15 protein-coding genes are annotated in these 16,791 nt (G+C 57.6%); 6 read left to right on the top strand and 9 right to left on the bottom strand.

Features of this window, described 5'->3' with window-relative positions:
- Genes ACIQTS_RS16820 through ACIQTS_RS16835 form a run of 4 tightly spaced genes read left to right on the top strand, consistent with a single transcriptional unit; the run spans position 1 to position 6,480 of the window.
- Positions 1 to 1,623 (top strand): hypothetical protein, encoded by a 1,623-nt coding sequence (locus tag ACIQTS_RS16820; protein ID WP_402473962.1) that lies wholly within the window; start codon positions 1 to 3, stop codon positions 1,621 to 1,623.
- Positions 1,624 to 1,625: 2 nt separating this feature from the next.
- Positions 1,626 to 3,137, top strand: a complete 1,512-nt coding sequence (locus ACIQTS_RS16825; protein WP_402473963.1) for an SCO6880 family protein — start codon at positions 1,626 to 1,628, stop codon at positions 3,135 to 3,137.
- A complete protein-coding gene (locus ACIQTS_RS16830; RefSeq protein ID WP_402473964.1) occupies positions 3,137 to 4,750 on the top strand; it encodes a hypothetical protein in 1,614 nt (537 codons plus the stop codon). Before ACIQTS_RS16825 ends, ACIQTS_RS16830 begins: the two co-directional genes overlap by 1 nt.
- Complete coding sequence (locus tag ACIQTS_RS16835; protein WP_402473965.1) at positions 4,750 to 6,480, top strand: type IV secretory system conjugative DNA transfer family protein; 1,731 nt, start codon at positions 4,750 to 4,752, stop codon at positions 6,478 to 6,480. Before ACIQTS_RS16830 ends, ACIQTS_RS16835 begins: the two co-directional genes overlap by 1 nt.
- A 76-nt stretch (positions 6,481 to 6,556) precedes the next feature.
- Here the strand turns inward: ACIQTS_RS16835 and ACIQTS_RS16840 are convergent, their stop codons facing one another.
- From ACIQTS_RS16840 to ACIQTS_RS16865, 6 genes are all read right to left on the bottom strand, one after another.
- Positions 6,557 to 7,585 carry a lactonase family protein gene (locus ACIQTS_RS16840; protein ID WP_402473966.1) on the bottom strand — a complete coding sequence of 343 codons (1,029 nt, stop codon included), beginning with the start codon at positions 7,583 to 7,585 and terminating at the stop codon, positions 6,557 to 6,559.
- A gap of 31 nt (positions 7,586 to 7,616) precedes the next feature.
- A complete protein-coding gene (locus tag ACIQTS_RS16845) occupies positions 7,617 to 8,972 on the bottom strand; it encodes a GntP family permease (RefSeq protein WP_402473967.1) in 1,356 nt (451 codons plus the stop codon).
- Positions 8,973 to 9,100: 128 nt separating this feature from the next.
- On the bottom strand, positions 9,101 to 9,400 hold the full coding sequence (locus ACIQTS_RS16850; RefSeq protein ID WP_402473968.1) for an antibiotic biosynthesis monooxygenase family protein: 300 nt from the start codon (positions 9,398 to 9,400) through the stop codon (positions 9,101 to 9,103).
- The gene (locus tag ACIQTS_RS16855) at positions 9,400 to 9,852 is read right to left on the bottom strand and encodes a cupin domain-containing protein (RefSeq protein ID WP_402473969.1); all 453 of its coding nucleotides are present in this window, start codon (positions 9,850 to 9,852) and stop codon (positions 9,400 to 9,402) included. The genes ACIQTS_RS16850 and ACIQTS_RS16855 overlap by 1 nt, the downstream gene beginning before the upstream one ends.
- A gap of 9 nt (positions 9,853 to 9,861) precedes the next feature.
- Positions 9,862 to 11,238: an NAD-dependent succinate-semialdehyde dehydrogenase gene (locus ACIQTS_RS16860; RefSeq protein ID WP_402473970.1), complete on the bottom strand. Its 1,377-nt coding sequence runs from the start codon at positions 11,236 to 11,238 to the stop codon at positions 9,862 to 9,864.
- A 29-nt stretch (positions 11,239 to 11,267) separates the two neighbouring features.
- A complete protein-coding gene (locus tag ACIQTS_RS16865; RefSeq protein ID WP_402473971.1) occupies positions 11,268 to 12,680 on the bottom strand; it encodes a CitMHS family transporter in 1,413 nt (470 codons plus the stop codon).
- A 128-nt stretch (positions 12,681 to 12,808) separates the two neighbouring features.
- On the opposite strand from ACIQTS_RS16865, the gene ACIQTS_RS16870 reads away from it, so the two are divergent.
- Positions 12,809 to 13,531: a GntR family transcriptional regulator gene (locus tag ACIQTS_RS16870; protein ID WP_402473972.1), complete on the top strand. Its 723-nt coding sequence runs from the start codon at positions 12,809 to 12,811 to the stop codon at positions 13,529 to 13,531.
- A gap of 12 nt (positions 13,532 to 13,543) precedes the next feature.
- Here the strand turns inward: ACIQTS_RS16870 and ACIQTS_RS16875 are convergent, their stop codons facing one another.
- Positions 13,544 to 13,882 (bottom strand): putative quinol monooxygenase, encoded by a 339-nt coding sequence (locus ACIQTS_RS16875; protein WP_402473973.1) that lies wholly within the window; start codon positions 13,880 to 13,882, stop codon positions 13,544 to 13,546.
- A 78-nt stretch (positions 13,883 to 13,960) separates the two neighbouring features.
- On the opposite strand from ACIQTS_RS16875, the gene ACIQTS_RS16880 reads away from it, so the two are divergent.
- The gene (locus ACIQTS_RS16880) at positions 13,961 to 15,028 is read left to right on the top strand and encodes an Ldh family oxidoreductase (RefSeq protein WP_402473974.1); all 1,068 of its coding nucleotides are present in this window, start codon (positions 13,961 to 13,963) and stop codon (positions 15,026 to 15,028) included.
- Between the two features lie 483 nt (positions 15,029 to 15,511).
- On the opposite strand, the gene ACIQTS_RS16885 is transcribed toward ACIQTS_RS16880, so the two are convergent.
- Both ACIQTS_RS16885 and ACIQTS_RS16890 read right to left on the bottom strand, forming a co-directional pair.
- The gene (locus ACIQTS_RS16885) at positions 15,512 to 15,928 is read right to left on the bottom strand and encodes a DUF4913 domain-containing protein (RefSeq protein WP_402473975.1); all 417 of its coding nucleotides are present in this window, start codon (positions 15,926 to 15,928) and stop codon (positions 15,512 to 15,514) included.
- The gene (locus ACIQTS_RS16890; RefSeq protein ID WP_402473976.1) at positions 15,925 to 16,770 is read right to left on the bottom strand and encodes a hypothetical protein; all 846 of its coding nucleotides are present in this window, start codon (positions 16,768 to 16,770) and stop codon (positions 15,925 to 15,927) included. The genes ACIQTS_RS16885 and ACIQTS_RS16890 overlap by 4 nt, the downstream gene beginning before the upstream one ends.
- Positions 16,771 to 16,791: the final 21 nt, after the last annotated feature.

The following is a 16,791-nucleotide window of genomic DNA, read 5'->3' on the forward strand; positions in this document are numbered from 1 at the left end:
GTGGCGAACCAGGATAGTTGTGCATGGTGGCAGGTGAATTGCAACATTGGTGAAGGTCTTAAAAACCTTGCTGATAGTGCGATTACGGACTTCGTGCAGTCGCTCTACGACGGTGCCGTGGCCTTCGTTGCCCAGGTTTCTACTTTCTGGATGGATACACCCAGCCCCGACGTAGACAACGCTGCCGTGGCCAGTCTGCGGGCTGACATGTCTTGGTACGTGGCAGGGTTCGCGATCCTCGGTTTCCTCATCGGCCTAATCAAACTGGTCATGTCCCAGGACGTGAAAAGCAGTCTCATCGGATTGGGCACCCCGATTGTAAATCTGATTCTCGCTGCCACCGCCTATGCAACAGGTATTGGCTTGCTGCTCACCGCTTCGGATGAGTTTTCCAAGTGGATCGTTGAACGCTCTACCGGTGGGGATGTGGATCTGACCCAAATGCTGACCGCTGGCACTGCGCTCTTAGCTAGTCCCGGCACTGCGTTTTTGCTTTTCATCTTGTTGTTGCTCGGTGCGGTCATCAATTTGTTGTTCATGTATTTCCGTGACGTTATGTTCCTGATCCTCTCCGCCTTCATCGTGGCGCTGGCTGCGGCCAGTGGATCAGAGCAGGGCCGGCAAGCATGGCGCAAAGCTAACGGTTGGCTGATCGCGCTGCTGCTCTATAAGCCGGTCGCAGCGGGCATCTATTCTTTGGGATTCCGCATGCTGGTAGATGGCAGTGCCCCTGAAGGTGAGGAAGCCACTGTTCCTGAGGCGATGCACTCCACGCTCATTGCGTTGCTGATCTTGTTGCTGGCGGCGTTGGCGTTGCCCGCCTTGATCAAGTTCATTGTTCCTGCTGCCGGTGTTGGTGCTGGCGCATTCTCCGGTGGCGCGGCGCTGGGCGCTGGTGTCACGCTCGCAGCCGGTGCGGCTGTTGTCGCGGGTACGGGTGGCGCGGCGGCTGCTGCCGGTGGTGCCGGTGCGGCGATGGGCGGCGGCGCGGGTGCCGTCGGTGGTGGCAGTGGGGCCGCCGCTGCTGCGGCTGGTGGTGGGTCAACAGCTGCGGCTGCCGGTGGGGGATCAACTGGCAGTGCAGCTGGGGGTGGCGCGGCCGGTGGTGGATCGACTGGCGGTGGTGATTCTGCTGCTTCAGAAACCGTCAGTGGTACCGATGCTGGTTCCTCAGCTTCGGGTGCTGTCTCTGGTGAGGGGAGCTCCGGTTCTGGTTCTGGTTCTGGTTCTGGTTCTGGTTCTAGTGATCGTGGTGGATCTTCTACCAGTAGTTCTGGCAGCTCCACTTCCGGCGCAAGCTCTAGCAATACTCCTGCGGCTGGTAGCGGTTCTAATTCTGCTGCCAGTGGATCGGATGTTGGAGATGCGGCTCCTGCATCAAGTAGTTCGAGTTCCAATCCAACCGGTGCCGGTGCATCAACTTCTCCTGGTTCTTCTGGCTCCGGTAGTTCGGGTAACAGCGCTAGTTCCTCAGGCTCAGCCCAGAACAGTGCCCCATCCAATGGCCCATCCGGTGCCAAACCCACGAACAAAGCCAACGAGGCAATGCAGAAGATGGGCGACATTAAAGGCATCGCCAACGGGGCGAATCCCAGCAAGCTTGTAGACGAGGACGGCGAATAATCATGGCAACCACCGATGTGCGGATCGAGCCGAATACTTTCGGCAACCTCACCGTGCCCCGCCGCTCAGGTTTGCTGGGCCTGTCGATGGGCCAAAGCCTCATGCTGGTGCCCGTTATCCTCATCGTCATTGTCATGGCAGCTCGCGGCTGGATCATGGCCGCAGTCATCATCGCCCTGGCCACTATCCTCGGGGCGATGCTGTTGCTGGTCACGAAGAAACAAGGCCGATCTATCTACGGGAGATTCATGCTACGTCTAGCGCAGCGGCAGAAAGTCGCATCCAAAAAGCACGTATACCTTTCCGGCCCCACGGGGTTCACCCCCGACGGGCAAGTACGCTTGCCGGGGCTGATGGCCAAATCGCATTTGACCGAATCCATGGATTCCTACGGCAACCCGTTCGGCCTGATCCGTCTCTCATCCCGTGGCCACCACAATTACTCCGTGGTGCTTGAATGCTTCCCGAACGGGGATAACCTCATTGACCAGGCAGACGTGGATAACCAGGTAGCGCACTGGGCGAACTGGCTGACCCAGCGCGGGTTGGATGAAGGAATCCGCGGTGCCTCCGTCACCATCGAGTCGTCCCAGGACTCGGGCCTGCGTCTGCAAAAGCTGCTGGCGGATAACCACCGCGAGGACGCTCCCGAGTTCGCCCAGCGTGTCGTTGAACGTATCGCGCAGACTGATAACTCCACCGCTCCTGAAGTCGTGGCCCGCATTACCCTCACCTTCGACGGTCGCCGCCTCGATGGGAAGGCCGGGGATCGGGGCATGGAAGAAATGGCCGAGGAAATCGGCAACAAGCTCCCCGGCATCATCTCCGGTCTGGCGAACACCGGGGCCGGAGCGGTACGCCCTAACACCGCCCAGGAAATCATGGACTTCACCCGCGTCGCCTATGACCCGACAGCCGCTGTAGCAGTGGAGGAAGCGCAAGCCGCTGGCGGCACCGGCCTTGCCTGGGAGGATGCGGGGCCGTCCTTCGCCTTGGACGCGTTCGATCACTACCGGCACGACCGGGCGGTGTCCAAGTCCTGGACGATGTATGAAGGCCCGCGCGGCGCATTCATGTCCAACTCGCTGGCCCGCTTGACTGCACCAAGTGAAGGCGCGCTGCGCAAGCGCGTGACCTTGCTGTATCGTCCGATCCCAGCGGATCAGACGTCAACGGTAGTGGAGAACGAGCAGAAGGATGCGATGTTCTCCGGCTCGCAGCAGCGCGTTTCCGTGCGTGCCCGCCAGCGTTTGGCGGCAGCGCAGAAAACCGCCCAGGAAGAAGCCTTGGGTTCCGGGTTGACCCGCTTCGGGCTGATCATAACGATCAGCGTCAAGGATGAGGCGGAACTGAAGAAGTTCGACCGCACCGTTCCCGGCTTGGTGTCCCACGCGAAACTGCGGGTACGCGAGGCGTTGGCGAACCAGGCAGTGACCTTCCAGGCTGGCTTGCCTTTGGGCATGGTGGTGCCTGATCACATGATGATCCCCGACGAGCTGAAGACGTGGTTCTAATGACTCCACTGATCCAGAAAAAGCGCCAGCACCCCTCCCCAAAGGACTTGGAACAGTCCCATAGCCTCACCCTGTCCAAGCGCGACGTGGCCCGTTTGGAACGCGCTGCGAAGAAGGCAGCACCCAAGCCAGCCAAGGAACCAGGCTTGCTTTCCCGACTGCTGGCCGAAGGTGCCCAGTCCCGGCATGTTCCAGGCGATGCAGGGTGGAACCGCCGTGGCGGCGGGCCGGTGAACTACATCGAAAACCCTGTGGAGATTCAAGGCTCTGCCGTGCAGGTGTGCGGGTTCTGGCCCTTCGTCAACGGTGCCGGGCTACCGACCATTGGCGCACCTCTGGGCCGCCATCTGCTGCGCAACACCCTGGTGACCGGTGACCCGATTTCCTGGTTCCTCAACGGCATCATTTCCAACCCTTCCGCGTTCATCCTCGCCCAGCCAGGACTAGGCAAGACCTCGCTGGTGCACCGCCTCTTGGCGGTGCTCTCAGCCTGGGGCGTGGTGCCGATGATCCTGGCTGACTCGCGCCCCGACTACGTGCCGCACATCCGCGCCCTGGGCGGGCAAGTCATTACCTTCTCTCCTGGCCAAGGACACCTCAACCCCTTGGATCTTGGCCCGCTGGTGGCCAGCCTGAACGAGATTGAGAACGAGAAGGCCCGCGAGATTGCGATCCAGGAAATGATCAGCCGCCGCCGCTCGCTCATGGAAGGCATCGCCTCCATGATGCTGGGCCGGCCTCTGAAACCGCACGAGTCCACCTGCCTGTCGGTGGCGATCAACGAACTCGACCCCGAGCTGCGTGATGCCCCGTTGATTGGTGAGCTGGTGGATTTCATCCGTTCCCGCCCTGAGGTGCTGCGCCAGAACGTGCTCGCCTACGATGATGACCACGAATACGACCAACGCCTCCAAGCCCTGCTGGACGCGTTGATCAACCTCGGCCCCTCCGGCGCTTATGGGGATATGTTCGCCAAGCCTTCGGATGCTCATATTACCCCTGGGGTGCCGGTGGTGTTCGATATTTCCGGGGTCAACGAAAACGACTCCGTGCTGGTCGCGGCCGTGCAGTCCTTGTGCTGGAACCTCGGATCAGCCACCGTCTCTGCCGAGCAGCACCTGGCGGCAGCGGGCAAACGCCAGCGGCGCACCTACTTCCTGGTCATGGACGAGCTCTGGCGCATCCTCAGAGCATCAGATGACATGGTGCACTTCATCGATACGATCACCCGCCTGAACCGTGGGCGCGGCATCGGGCAAGTCATGATCACCCACACCATGAACGACCTCAGGCTATCCAAAGAACACCTGACAGCGACCGCCTGGGGGTTCGTGGAACGCTCCGCGCTGGTGTTCCTCGGCGGCTTGGCGCCCTCGGAGATGGGCAACCTGGAAGAAGTGTTCGCCCTGTCCTCCAAGGAAAAAGCGTTGATGACTGACTGGACCGGCGAAGCCGTCGTTGATCCGAAAACCAACAAGGCCTCCCGCCGCCCCGGGGCCGGCCACTTCATCATGAAAGTCGGCAAGAATCCCGGTACTCCGTTCGTCACGCAGCTCACCGATCTGGAATTCGAGATTTCGGATACCAACCGGGCTTGGGAGATGGTCAAATAATGTTCAACGCTGATCCGCGCTCAGGGCGCAAAAACCAGCCAGCCAACGACGAAGCCCTATGGATCATCGGCGGCGGCATCCTCACCCTTGGCATCATGGGGGTGCTGTTGTGGACGTTCGGCGCGATCCTCGACCCGAACGTGCCACAGTCCTCGAATAATCCCGTGCAGATCCTCATGGATCAGTCCCGTGGCTTCCTGCCCGTCGGCGGGCTGCAAATCGCCGTGTTCGCCCTCGGGCTGCTGCTCCTGTTGGCGGTCATCGTGATGCTGGTGGTGGTGTGGCGGCGCAGCCGGGGCACCAGCAGCCGCATTGATCATCTGGCCAAGGAGATGGGCCACGCCAAAGACTTCAAGGCCTTGGAAGAACCAGCAGCCCGGGCGGATGCTGAACGCCTCGGAGCCACCAAGGCCGGCATTGGGGTGCCTCTGGCCAAGCTGGTCAACAACCGCAAGTCCTTGTTTGCTTCCTATGAGTGGGTGCAGATCTGGTTGATGGGGCCACGCGCCGGCAAAACCTCATGTGTCTGCGTCCCGCAGATTTTAGAGACCGGTGGGCCGGTGCTGGCCACCTCGAACAAGCGCGACATTGTTGACATGACTCGTGGCCCGCGCGCCCGCGTGGGCACCGTATGGGTGCACGATGTGCAGGGCATCATCGGTGAAGAGCCTTCCTGGTGGTGGAACCCCCTGTCGTTTGTGACCGATATGAAAACTGCGGTCAAGCTGGCCGATGTGTTTATTGCGTCGGAAACCTCAGCCGGTGCCAAGTCCGACGCGTACTTTGAGTCGGATGGTAAGCGCCTGCTGTCCCATTTCCTGTTTGCTGCGGCGATTGCCAACCGGCCGATCACCGACGTGTTTGCGTGGGCGCAAGATCCCGAGGACAAAACCGCACGAGACCTGCTGGACGAGCACGGGTACCAGGATTTCTCCTCCGCTCTATGGCAGATCCAGGGACTGACCCCCAAGCAGCGCGACGGCGTGTATGGCACGATGCGCCCGTGGATCACGGTGCTGTCCTATGAGGAAGTCACCCCGTGGATACGCCCGAACGGGAACTTCGCACGCCCCGAATTCGATCACCGCAAATTCGCAACGAGCACCGACACCTTGTATCTGGTGTCCAAGGAAGGCGCGGGCACAGCCCGCGCCATCACCGCCGCATTGGTGATGGCCGTGATGGATTCCGCCGAAAAGACTGCCGCCGGGCTACCCGGTGGACGGTTGACAACACCGATGATGGCCGTGCTGGATGAGGCCGCAAACGTGGTGCGCTGGCGCGAACTGCCCGACGTATATTCGCACTACGGTTCCCGGGGCATCGTGGTCTCCACGTTCTTCCAGTCTTACAAGCAAGGAGTGGAAGCCTACGGGCAAGACGGCATGGATAAACTCTGGGGCGCATCCAATATCCGTGTTGCCGGCTCTGGCCTGTCCGATGATAAGTTTCTGCCGTATCTGGAAAAGCTCGTGGGTGCCCGCGACGTGCTCAAACGTTCCTCTAGCACCAACGGCCGCAACGGGCGTTCGGTATCCAGCTCGATGCAGCGCGAGTCGATTCTGGAAGTCTCCGACCTGGGCGCACTGCCGCGAGGCCGTGCCATTGTCACCGGCTCAGGTATTCCGGCAGGACTGCTGGAACTCGTGCACTTCTCCCAAAAGCCCTACGGGCAAGATGTGAAGCTCTCGCAGGAATACTACGAGAAAGTGCAGCGCGAGAATCGATAAGGCGAAAATATGCCGCGCCTTTAATGAAAGTTCCGTGTATGACCCACCGTATTCATGCGCGAGATCATTCCCCAGTTCACAGCACAGGTTGAACGCATACTGGGCTGCCCGTTCGGGCAGCAATCGTCGGAACCTTCAGTCCAAGAGCTGGATCCAAGGCAGCCACCGCAATAGTGTCCGATCTTTCATGAGCAATAACTAGAGAGTCTGCTCGAAGTGCAATGAACCGCGGGAAAGCACCGCCCGCATCCACGACTGAACTGCGCGTTGGATAACCACCGTGGTCAATTGAGAAGACTGCAATAGAGTCATGCCCTCGGTTGGACACCAACACGTGTGCACCAGCGATCGCAATACCGGCAGCGCTCATGTTGTCCAACACTTGTCCGGGAGGCAGCGTCGAGCAGCTCCCAAGAAGTTCTAGCTTATTGTTCTGGGCAAGCCGATAATGCATCAAGGTAGCATCAAGTTCTCCCACAACGTACACCGCATCAGGAAAATCAGGGCTAATGGCAGCGTGCCTCGGTCCGCTACCGGGTTTCGTCCGGACGATGTCGATTACCCGCAGATCTTCGCCTTCTATGTCGATCACGAATAAAGCGTCTAGACCCTTGTCCGGGACAAGGATTCTGTGCCGATCTGGAAGGATCAAGATTTGATGTGGGTGGGAGAATTGATTTCCCTCACTCGGGAATCGGTTCAGGTACTGCTCTGCTAAATAGATCACTTTGCCGTTGCACTGTAAGGTCCCATCTGAATCGATATTGAACGCAGCGACAGTTCCCGTCGCGTAGTTGGCAATGATCAACCGTTCATCATCTGTCACTGCAGCGTGGACAGGGTTCATACCTAGACAATCGATGGTCTGCCGGTGAACGATTCTTCGCTTCTCCGAGATGCCAACAGTCGAGACTTCTCCCCCATCCCCATGCAGCACGTAATATGTGGAGTCGTGCCCAGCGGTAATCCATGAGGGATTAGTCATCGGCAATGTGTCAAGCGTCCGCCATTCAGATTTTGACGCATCCCAAAGGGTAAGCCCGTTGCCTCTGGCATCGCGCTCTTTCGTGGTGCGAGCTCCAACCAGCACAAGATTTTCGTCCACCGCGCTGTATCCTTTCGTTTTGTGCGTTGCTCTACCGCAGCACCAGGGCAAGCCCGAACGCTACGAGTAGGCCGATGGTGGAGGCCAGTGCGGTCAAGAATGTCATTGATTTCAGCGCGCCTCTAGTGGTGACCCCGAGCAAAGATTGGAACATCCAGAAGAAATTGCTGTTAAAGTGCACTGCGAAAAGTGCTCCAGAAGCGATAGCAACAGCAATCACTAATGGGGAGACACCCAATCCGGCAACGACTGGGCCGATAATTCCAGCGGCGGCAATCGCTGCCACATTAATGGAACCAATGGCAACGTGAAGCACCACAGCAATCACCCACGCAAGGGCAATCGCGGCGAAAACATTGATTCCAGCGTCGGCAGCGAAAAGGTTCTTCAGCACATCGCCCAAAGCAGTGGCTTTGATAACTGCAGCCAGAGATCCACCGAGGCCGGTGATGAGCAAGATGTTTCCGGTAGTGTCCAAGCCTTTCTTGATTGCTGTATCTCTGGTCTCTGATCCGACACTCGTTTTCGCTAGGATCATCGCCAGTACCAGGCCAATGAACATAGCCAGCAGTGGTTCACTGAGGAAATCGACGATAGGATTCTCTACTCCAAAGGTCCGGGCGATCGCTCCTCCACCGACTAACAGGATGGGGGTCAGCACTGGCAGCAGTGAGACGCCCAGGGGCGGTAGTTTGTCCCCGTATTTTTCGGCGGCTTCGCGTCCCAGTTGTTCTTCGGCCGCTAGCGCGAAGCCTGTCTGTTCATCCTGCTCAGTTTTCCACCACCCACGGCGCAACAAGAGCGAATAGATGAACAGGGAAACTAGCGCAATCAGCGGGGCGACGATCACACCGCATAAGAGCATGGTGCCTAATGGAATGCCGAGCAAACCGGCAATGGACACCGATCCTAATCCTGGGACGACGAGCACTACCCCGACGGGGATTCCAACAACCAACGCCCCCGCCATAATTCCCAGACCGTTTTTCCCGAGTTTCTCAGCCGATGAGCGGGCCAAAGGAGAGGCCAAGACTAGTTGCACATCAGGATAGATCGAAGGGAAGAAGAGGTTGAGGGTCGCGGCCATAACGTAGGGCAAACGCTTAGGACCAGCGACACGGAATAGAAGCTGAACTGTTTTTTCTAATGCTCCCATGGAGTTCAGCAGTGATCCGATGAGTACGCCGAAACCGATCAGCAGTCCAACATCAACCATGATGTTGCCGAAGCCTTCGGCAATTGTCGTGACGGTGTTGACTAGACCCAAGCCGCCAGCAATACCCATATAGAGGGAACCGACCATCAGGGCGATGATGGGGTCTACTTTGACCTTGATAATGAGTAAAACGATGAGTGCGATGCTAATAACCGCGTGAAGAATGATCATGAGGAGGGGTCCTTCCCTGAGCGTGACGTCGTTGTCAGTGGGTAAGGTGCTGCTTTGCGCAGGATTGTATGGGACCGGCCGCTACACAAAATGCTTGCAACGGCCGGTCTTGGGTCGTAAATCAGCGGTTAGAAACCGTTGAGAACATGTTCTGTATGAACAACAGCTGGTGCACCGTCAAGGTGCTCGCCGATGAGCTCTCTCCACTGTCCAAAAGCTTCAGAGCTGCGGAAAGTTTCGGTATGGTGCTCCACCGTTTCCCATCCAACTCGTAGTTCATACGTTGAGGTGGACTCCAGGACTCGATTCAGTGTCATTGAGAGAGCGCCCGCTGCTTGCTGAAACAGTGGGTAGGCTTTCAACACAGCTTCTTCAAAGGCACCTTCATGGCCCGGCAGGATCTTGATCGTTGCGATTTCAAAGATCATTAGTTCTCTCCTGCTCCTGCTGCCTCGGTGGCCCGTTCTTCATCGATCCTGTGCCTTTCGGTGGACCCGGCCATAGTTCGAGTGGCATCGATCGATGCGTAGGTCCAGAAAATTTTCATTTCCTCAGTATCCGACGCATTGCGGAACCTGTGGACGATATTTGCTGGCACGAATGTGGTCTCGTAGGTTTCCAGAAAGTACTCGGTTCCATCGATATCAACGTAGGCAGTGCCTTCAATAACCATCACTGATTCGATGCAGTTATGGCTATGGTGGCCAATTGCTGCTCCAGGCGCGAAGGTTGTAATGCCATTGAGGAAGGTTGTCGATCCGACGTCGGCGGTGACTAAGGGAACGGTGGACGCACCATTGCCCCGATCTTTCTTAGGCAGCTGCGAGGGCCGCAAAATAGCGGCCGGCAGCGAGCTGCACTCAGTCTGGATTTTCGTCATCAGTTCTCCCTAGCCGTTGTAGTTGGGGCCGTACCAAACGGTCTTGATATTGGTGAATTCCCGGATTCCGTAGGAGCTCAGCTCGCGTCCGTATCCTGACTTCTTGATGCCGCCAAAGGGGAGGCGAGGATCAGATGCGACCATGCCATTGACGAATACGGCGCCTGCATCGAGTTGGGAGACCACCTGGCGGGCCGCCTCACGGTTCTCGCTCCATACGGTGGCCGCCAAACCGAACTCTGTTTGGTTTGCCAAGCGGATGGCTTCTTCAGTTGAGCTCACGCGAATTACTGCCGCCACAGGTCCGAAGGTTTCTTCGTCGAATGCCGCGTGGCCTGGCTTCACATGGTCAAGGACGGTTGGTGCATAGTAGAAGCCTTCTCCCTCGAGGACGGTGCCTCCAAGCTTCAGGTCCGCGCCAGCTTCAATGCTGCGCTGCACTTGGCCATCGATCTCTGCACGCAGGTTGGCGCGAGCCATGGGTCCGATCTGCGTGGCCTCATTGGTTGGATCCCCGACTTTCAATGCAGCTACCCCGTCGGTGAAGTGCTTCACGAATTCGTCAGCAATGGAATCGTGCACAATGAAACGCTTGGAGTTCACGCAGCTTTGTCCGCCGTTGGTGAACCGTGCCTTTACGGCTACTTCGGCGGCCTTCTGCACGTTGGCGTCTGACAGTACGATGAACGGATCTGAGCCGCCCAATTCCAGTACCTGTTTTTTGAGGCTATTGCCTGCCTGTCCGGCGACAATTGCGCCGACTTCGGTGGATCCGGTCAGGGTTACTGCAGCGATACGGTCATCAGCAATCATCGCTGCAACCTTCGATGAATCAACCAGCACGGTGGCGAACAGGCCTTCGGGGACCCCCGCGTCACGCAGAATTTCCTCTGCGGCGATGGCTGCTTGCGGCACGTTGTTTGCATGCTTCAGGATTGCGCCATTGCCAGCAGCCAGGGCTGGGGCCGCGAATCGGAAGAACTGCCAGAACGGGTAGTTCCACGGCATGATCGCCAGGACAACGCCTAGGGGTTCGAAGACAACGCCGCTTTCCTCAGCCTGGGTTTCGATGGCTTCTGGTGCCAGGTATGTTTCGGCATTCTCTGCGTAGTAGTCCAGGGTGAGTGCGCATTTTTCAATTTCTGATCGTGCCTCGGCAATGGGCTTACCCATCTCCAACGTGATCATTTGTGCGTACTGCTCCTGCCGTTCGCGCAGTACTTTCGCAGCGCTAGTAAGGTAAGTGACTCGCTCTTCCAGAGGTACAGTGCGCCACTGGGTTTGCGCCTTTGCAGCAGTAGTAAGGATTTGGTCAACTTCTGCATCAGTGTGTGCTTCGAAAGAAGCCACCTGCTGGCCAGTTGCTGGGTTCACAGTGGTAATCATCTGTTGCTCCTTTTAGATTTTTGAACCGATTAGAAGAGTGGGTAGGCGGCGAACAGTCCGCCAACAATAAGCATGGCCAAAGCCACAAGGAAGCCGCGCCAGATGACCTTTCGGAAGTGCTCTCCCAGCTGGACGTTGGCTAGGCCGATTAGCAGAAGGAAGGATGCTACTAAGGGGCTGGACTGGTGCAGTGCCTGGCCAACGAGGGAGGCACGAGCCATTTCTACTGGGGCAATACCGAAGTGCCCGGCAGTCTCGGAAAGAATTGGGAGGACCCCGAAGTAGAACGCATCGTTGGTCATCACAAACGTCAGGGGAATGCTCAAGACACCTGCGATGGAGGCCATGTACGGACCGAGTGAGGTTGGCAGGATCGAGACAAGCCATGCGGCCATGGCGTCAATCATGCCGGTACCGTTCATCACCCCGGTCAGAACGGAGGCGGCGAATACCATGCCCACCACGGAAATAACGGATGATGCATGTGCTTGAATCTGCTCAGCTTGTTCGGAAACCTTCGGGAAGTTGATGATCAATGCGAGGCCAACAGCCACCATGAAAATCAGGGCAGGCTCAACGATGTCGGCTACTAGAAGCACCATGACAGTCAAGGTCAGGATGAAGTTGACCCAGATCAGCTTTGGACGAGCATTGGCACGCTGGATGAACTTTCCATCTTCACTGAATGACGCCGAGAAATCCGAGCTTTGCGCTGTGCCCTGGGTTGCAACGGCAGGCTGGGTGCCTTCTTTGGACTTGGACCACCCTCCGCGGACGAGTGCTTCTTCCATAACACGCTTGCCCGTGGAACGTTCGTCTAGGAAGACCAATCCCAGACGCTTCTTCTCCGAAAGACCCATGAAGTAGGCGAAGATCAGGACCGCGACCAGTCCGGTAACTATCGCTGGGATCATCGGTACGAAGATGTCGATTGGGGAAAGGCCCAGGGCAGCAGCGGCACGGGAAGTCGATCCGCCCCAGGGGACCGTGTTCAGTACACCGTTGGACATTGCGGCAACCACGGTCAGCACCACAGGGCTCATTCCCAAGCGCAGGTACAGAGGTAGGAATGCCGAGGTGACGATGATGAACGTGGTCGATCCGTCGCCGTCGAGCGAAACAATTGTTGTCAGCAGCGCGGTGCCGACCACCAGTTTAGTCGGGTCGTTGCCGGAAAACTTCAAAATGGCGCGGATCAGTGGATCGAACAAGCCGACGTCGATCATGGTGCCGAAGAAGATGATGGCGAAAAACAGTAGAGCAGCAGTCGGCGCAAGCTTGGCGACCGATTCAATCACCATGTCACTGACTCCCAGCCCAGCTCCAGCGAATAGGCCGAAGATCAGCGGGATCAGAATCAGGGTTGCGATCGGTGTAAGTTTCTTGGCCATCACCAAGTACATGAAAGTGGCAATCATCAGAAAGCCGAGGAGAACAAGCATCGTTGACGTTTCCTTGCGGGTGAAAAATCAGGTTGAAAAGTGATCGGTGCCACTTACTGTACTTGTATACCTGACAGTACACAAGATTGTACATACACATGTGCACTGATGCGAAGTACACTGGATCCATGGACAAGGAACGCAGCCCCCGCACCCCCGGCAAGTCTGATGCCGTATACCTTCAGCTCAAGTCCGACATTGAGGATGGAGCGTTCCTTCCCGGGGAAACGCTGCCGGAAATCATGCTGGTTGAGCGCACCGGAGCGTCTCGAACCCCGGTGCGCGAGGCCCTGCGCCGGCTCGCGGCCGATGGGCTCGTGGAGATCGCTCCGCGACGCCCAGCAGTGGTTTCTCGCATTTCGCTCAGGACCGTGCGTGAATTGTTCGATTTCCGTCGCGTCGTAGAACCAGCAGCCATCCGACTCGTTACCCAGGAAGCACAGGATTCCACTGCGGTGCAGGAGAGCTTCCAAGCCCTAAAATCCGATTTCGAACAGATTCTCAACCTTGATTACAGCGAGGGTTTCGCGGAGAAATTCCGCTCCAACGCTCGCCGCTTCGACGACCTCTTGCTGCAATACACGCCAAATGGCCACCTGGGCCGTTCCATCTCCGAATTGCGCACCCACACCGCTCGCCTCAAGCGCATTGCGCACACGGACCACCAACGACTCAACGAATCAATATCGGAACATATCGCAATGTGCCAAGCTATCATCGATGGGCAAGGGCAGCGCGCTGCCGCAATTTTGGATGAGCATCTCAACCATGTCGATCGCGCCATTTTCGCTGCGCTCCTGGATCAGCAGGAATCCGGTCGGAGCCGCAGCCATGTAGACCTGCTGGGCTAGCTGAATGCAGGATTACTCGTACCAGCTGAACGAGTTAATCAGGTCGCCAGTCACGTTCACCTGGCTGCCAGGTACAACAACCCTTTGCGAGATCTCCCGGTAGGCGAAATAGTGTGCCGCCTTCTTGTGCTCATTTTCAAAAGCATCCTGGTCTCGGTATACCTCGTAGAAGGCAAATCGGTTGGTACCAGCACCCAGTTCGATCACGTCGAAACGGAAGCAACCGGCTTCATCGCTGACTGATTTGCGACTGTTTTCTGCAATCGCTTCCAGGAATTCCTCTCGGTGCTCGGGAATGACTTCAAGGGTGACCCATAGGGAGAACATTCTTAATCGCTTTCGTTCCGGCATGTTATTTGCCTCGCTTTTAATGTACATTTTATTGTATACCTGAGTGTGTACAAGATTCCCAGATCGGAGCGAGACATCGTGGCTCTCAATCAAGACACCCAATCCCCAGTAAAAATTACTGACCTAGTCAACTTCGTCCAACTAGCCCTCGAAGCCGAGAGCCTTAGTTCGGAGCATGCGCATCTCGTCGCGGACTCCTTGGTCCAAGCCGATTTGTGGGGGCACCAATCGCACGGGGTTCTGCGCCTCCCGTGGTACATAGCCCGTTTGCGCACAGGTGCAATGAAAGCATCCAGTGAAGTAGCTACGTTGGTTGATACTGGGGCGATGTTGCTTCTCGATGGCCAAGACGGGGTCGGCCAGGTACTCACGGATATCGCGCAGCGGGAAGCAGTGCAACGAGCAAGAATTCATGGTGTGGGAGCCGTGGGGGTTCGGAACTCCAATCACTTTGGGACCGCAATGTACTACACTCGTCGAGCCGCAGCCGCAGGCTGCGTCTCGATCCTGACTACCAACGCCTCCCCAGCTATGGCACCTTGGGGTGGCAAGGAGAAAGGCATCGGAACCAACCCCTGGTCTATCGGCGCACCCTATAAAGACGGTGCCGTAGTCATGGATATTGCCAATACCGCTGTTGCTCGGGGAAAAATCTATCTCGCTCGCCAGCGTAACGAGCCGATTCCTGATTCTTGGGCGCTAACCGCTGATGGGTTACCCACTACCAACGCAGCCGAAGCCGTTGACGGCGTGATCCTGCCGATGGCCGGGCACAAAGGCTATGCCATCTCATTCATGATGGACGTGCTTTCCGGCGTGCTCACGGGAAGCGCCTCGGGCAGAGGAGTTAACGGACCATACCGTGAGGCCGAACGCTCTGGCTGTGGCCACATGTTCATCGCTCTGGATGTTGCGAGCTTTGGCTCCCCGGAAGAATACAACGATCGTTTGGAACAGCTCATTGCCGAAGTCAAGCAAACACCGCTAGCTCATGGCGCAGCGGAGATTTTCATCCCAGGGGAAATCGAAGATCGGCACGAGGCTGCGCGGAAATCCGAGGGAGTCATACAACTTCCTGAACAAACCTGGATCGACCTTGCAAAGTTGGGTGAAGAGACCGGTACAGCGCTTCCGCCTCGCGCCTAGCCGACAACAGATTCCCGCTAACGTCCGCACCCTCCAACAAATGCGCCTGCGGCTATCACGCACGCAACCGATCAACAGCTTTCTAGATGTGGGCGTACCGTGGGCATGCTTGTACCTCCTGATTTCCAGGCATGCTCCGGTCCCCCAATAGAGGATGAGCACCGTTGTTGAGATACGGTCTTCTCTCTATCCACCCTGAGCGGCTGACACGCACCGCGTGTCAGCCGCTCAGACCCATGTCAACAAATGGCAATTCAACTATTTAAGTGCCAGATCCATTTCGGCACGGCTTCACGCAGAAAACGACTCGCCATCTCAGGTCCGCCTCCGAAATCACGGTCAAGGCAACTGATCGAGCTCGTAGCTCCGTCTTGATACAACCGGAATCGTTAAAAAGCTGTCCGGACCAGCACGCACCAAATCATGCGGAGGCAAACATCACTAACCGCGACAGCGGCCGTGTCATCTCCTAACCAGGGGAAACTAAACAGCGGCTTCTCGTAGCGCCGCGGGCATCTCCTGGGCTGGCCACTGCTCAGGTACACCCTGGCGCACCGGGGGATCATAATCCCAGAACGGGCCATCCGGTGAAGTCAGTTCCCCCATCAACGGATAGAAGTAGTCACGCATGTAGGAAGCCATGCCGGTGGCTCCCTCCCACCGCATCTTTTCGAAGCTCAACCACAAGGCAGTGACCAGCGTGATCGCTTCCTCATAACGCCACCACTCTGGATCCCAGCGGAATTCCCCTTTGTTCAGCTTCCGCCGGAAGTTCGGCAAGGCCCACTGGGTCAGCCAATCTTCCTCCGTTTCGAAAGCCAACGGCTGCTCAGTGTCCTTACCTGATTCCGCAGCTACTGGTTCGTCGGTTTCCAGGTCATCATCATTGATGAAGCTCATCGGGTGACCTCCGCGCTCTGGCCACGCTTGCGTGCCTGGCTGTTGCCGCGCTGCGCTGCCGGCCTGGTGGATTTCCCGAAGCGTACTGCTTCACCAGGCTTCGAGGGGAACCCTTGGCCAGCCCTGGCACGAGCGAGCACCGCAGCTGCTGATTTAGATCCTGGCCCAAGATCATCTGGGTGCACGTTCGCACCCAACGCGTGCTGTGTCTCTGGTTTCCCAAGGCTGGGGGCGTTGACTGCTTCGCGGCTCTCAGCAGCGTCGCGATCCCGTGCATCAACCTGAGTTTCACCTTCAGCCTGTTCAACCTTCGCCAGATGCCCTTCGGCGGCGTCTTCCCGCTCCTGGGCTTGTTCTTTCTTGACCTCGGCCTGCGGTGTCGCTTCTGGCCCGTCCTGCCCGCGTTCAAAGGCCGCTTCCTGGTTCAGGCGTGCGCTGCCGTGGTAGTCATCAATGGCGTTGCGCAACGCGTGATGGCGTTCCTCAGCCGATTGCGGGTGGTTCTTGTAAATGTCCTCGATGTTGATTCCCAGCTCGTTGCGCAGCCGGTCAGATCCAGACATGAACGCTTTCGACGCATCACGGTGATTAGCTGACAGTTCAGAAGCCACGATCATGCGGTCAGCTATTTGCTGGGAGGACATTTTCGTGAAATCTGGCGACGCCACATCCTTCTTCAACACCGCTGCAAGTTGCTGCTGCGCCTGGTGCGTCTGCGCTGCCGGGTTCTGGTTCGCGGCACGCCGATCAGAGGCTTCCTTGACCTGCATCGCAGCGCCCAGGCTCATGCGCAGCACACGGCCGAACTCCATCGAAATATCTGATTCTTCGTCGTTTTCCATGTCCTGCACTCTCCCTTGACT

Source organism: Glutamicibacter sp. NPDC090743, from assembly GCF_044769125.1.
Lineage (GTDB): Bacteria > Actinomycetota > Actinomycetes > Actinomycetales > Micrococcaceae > Glutamicibacter.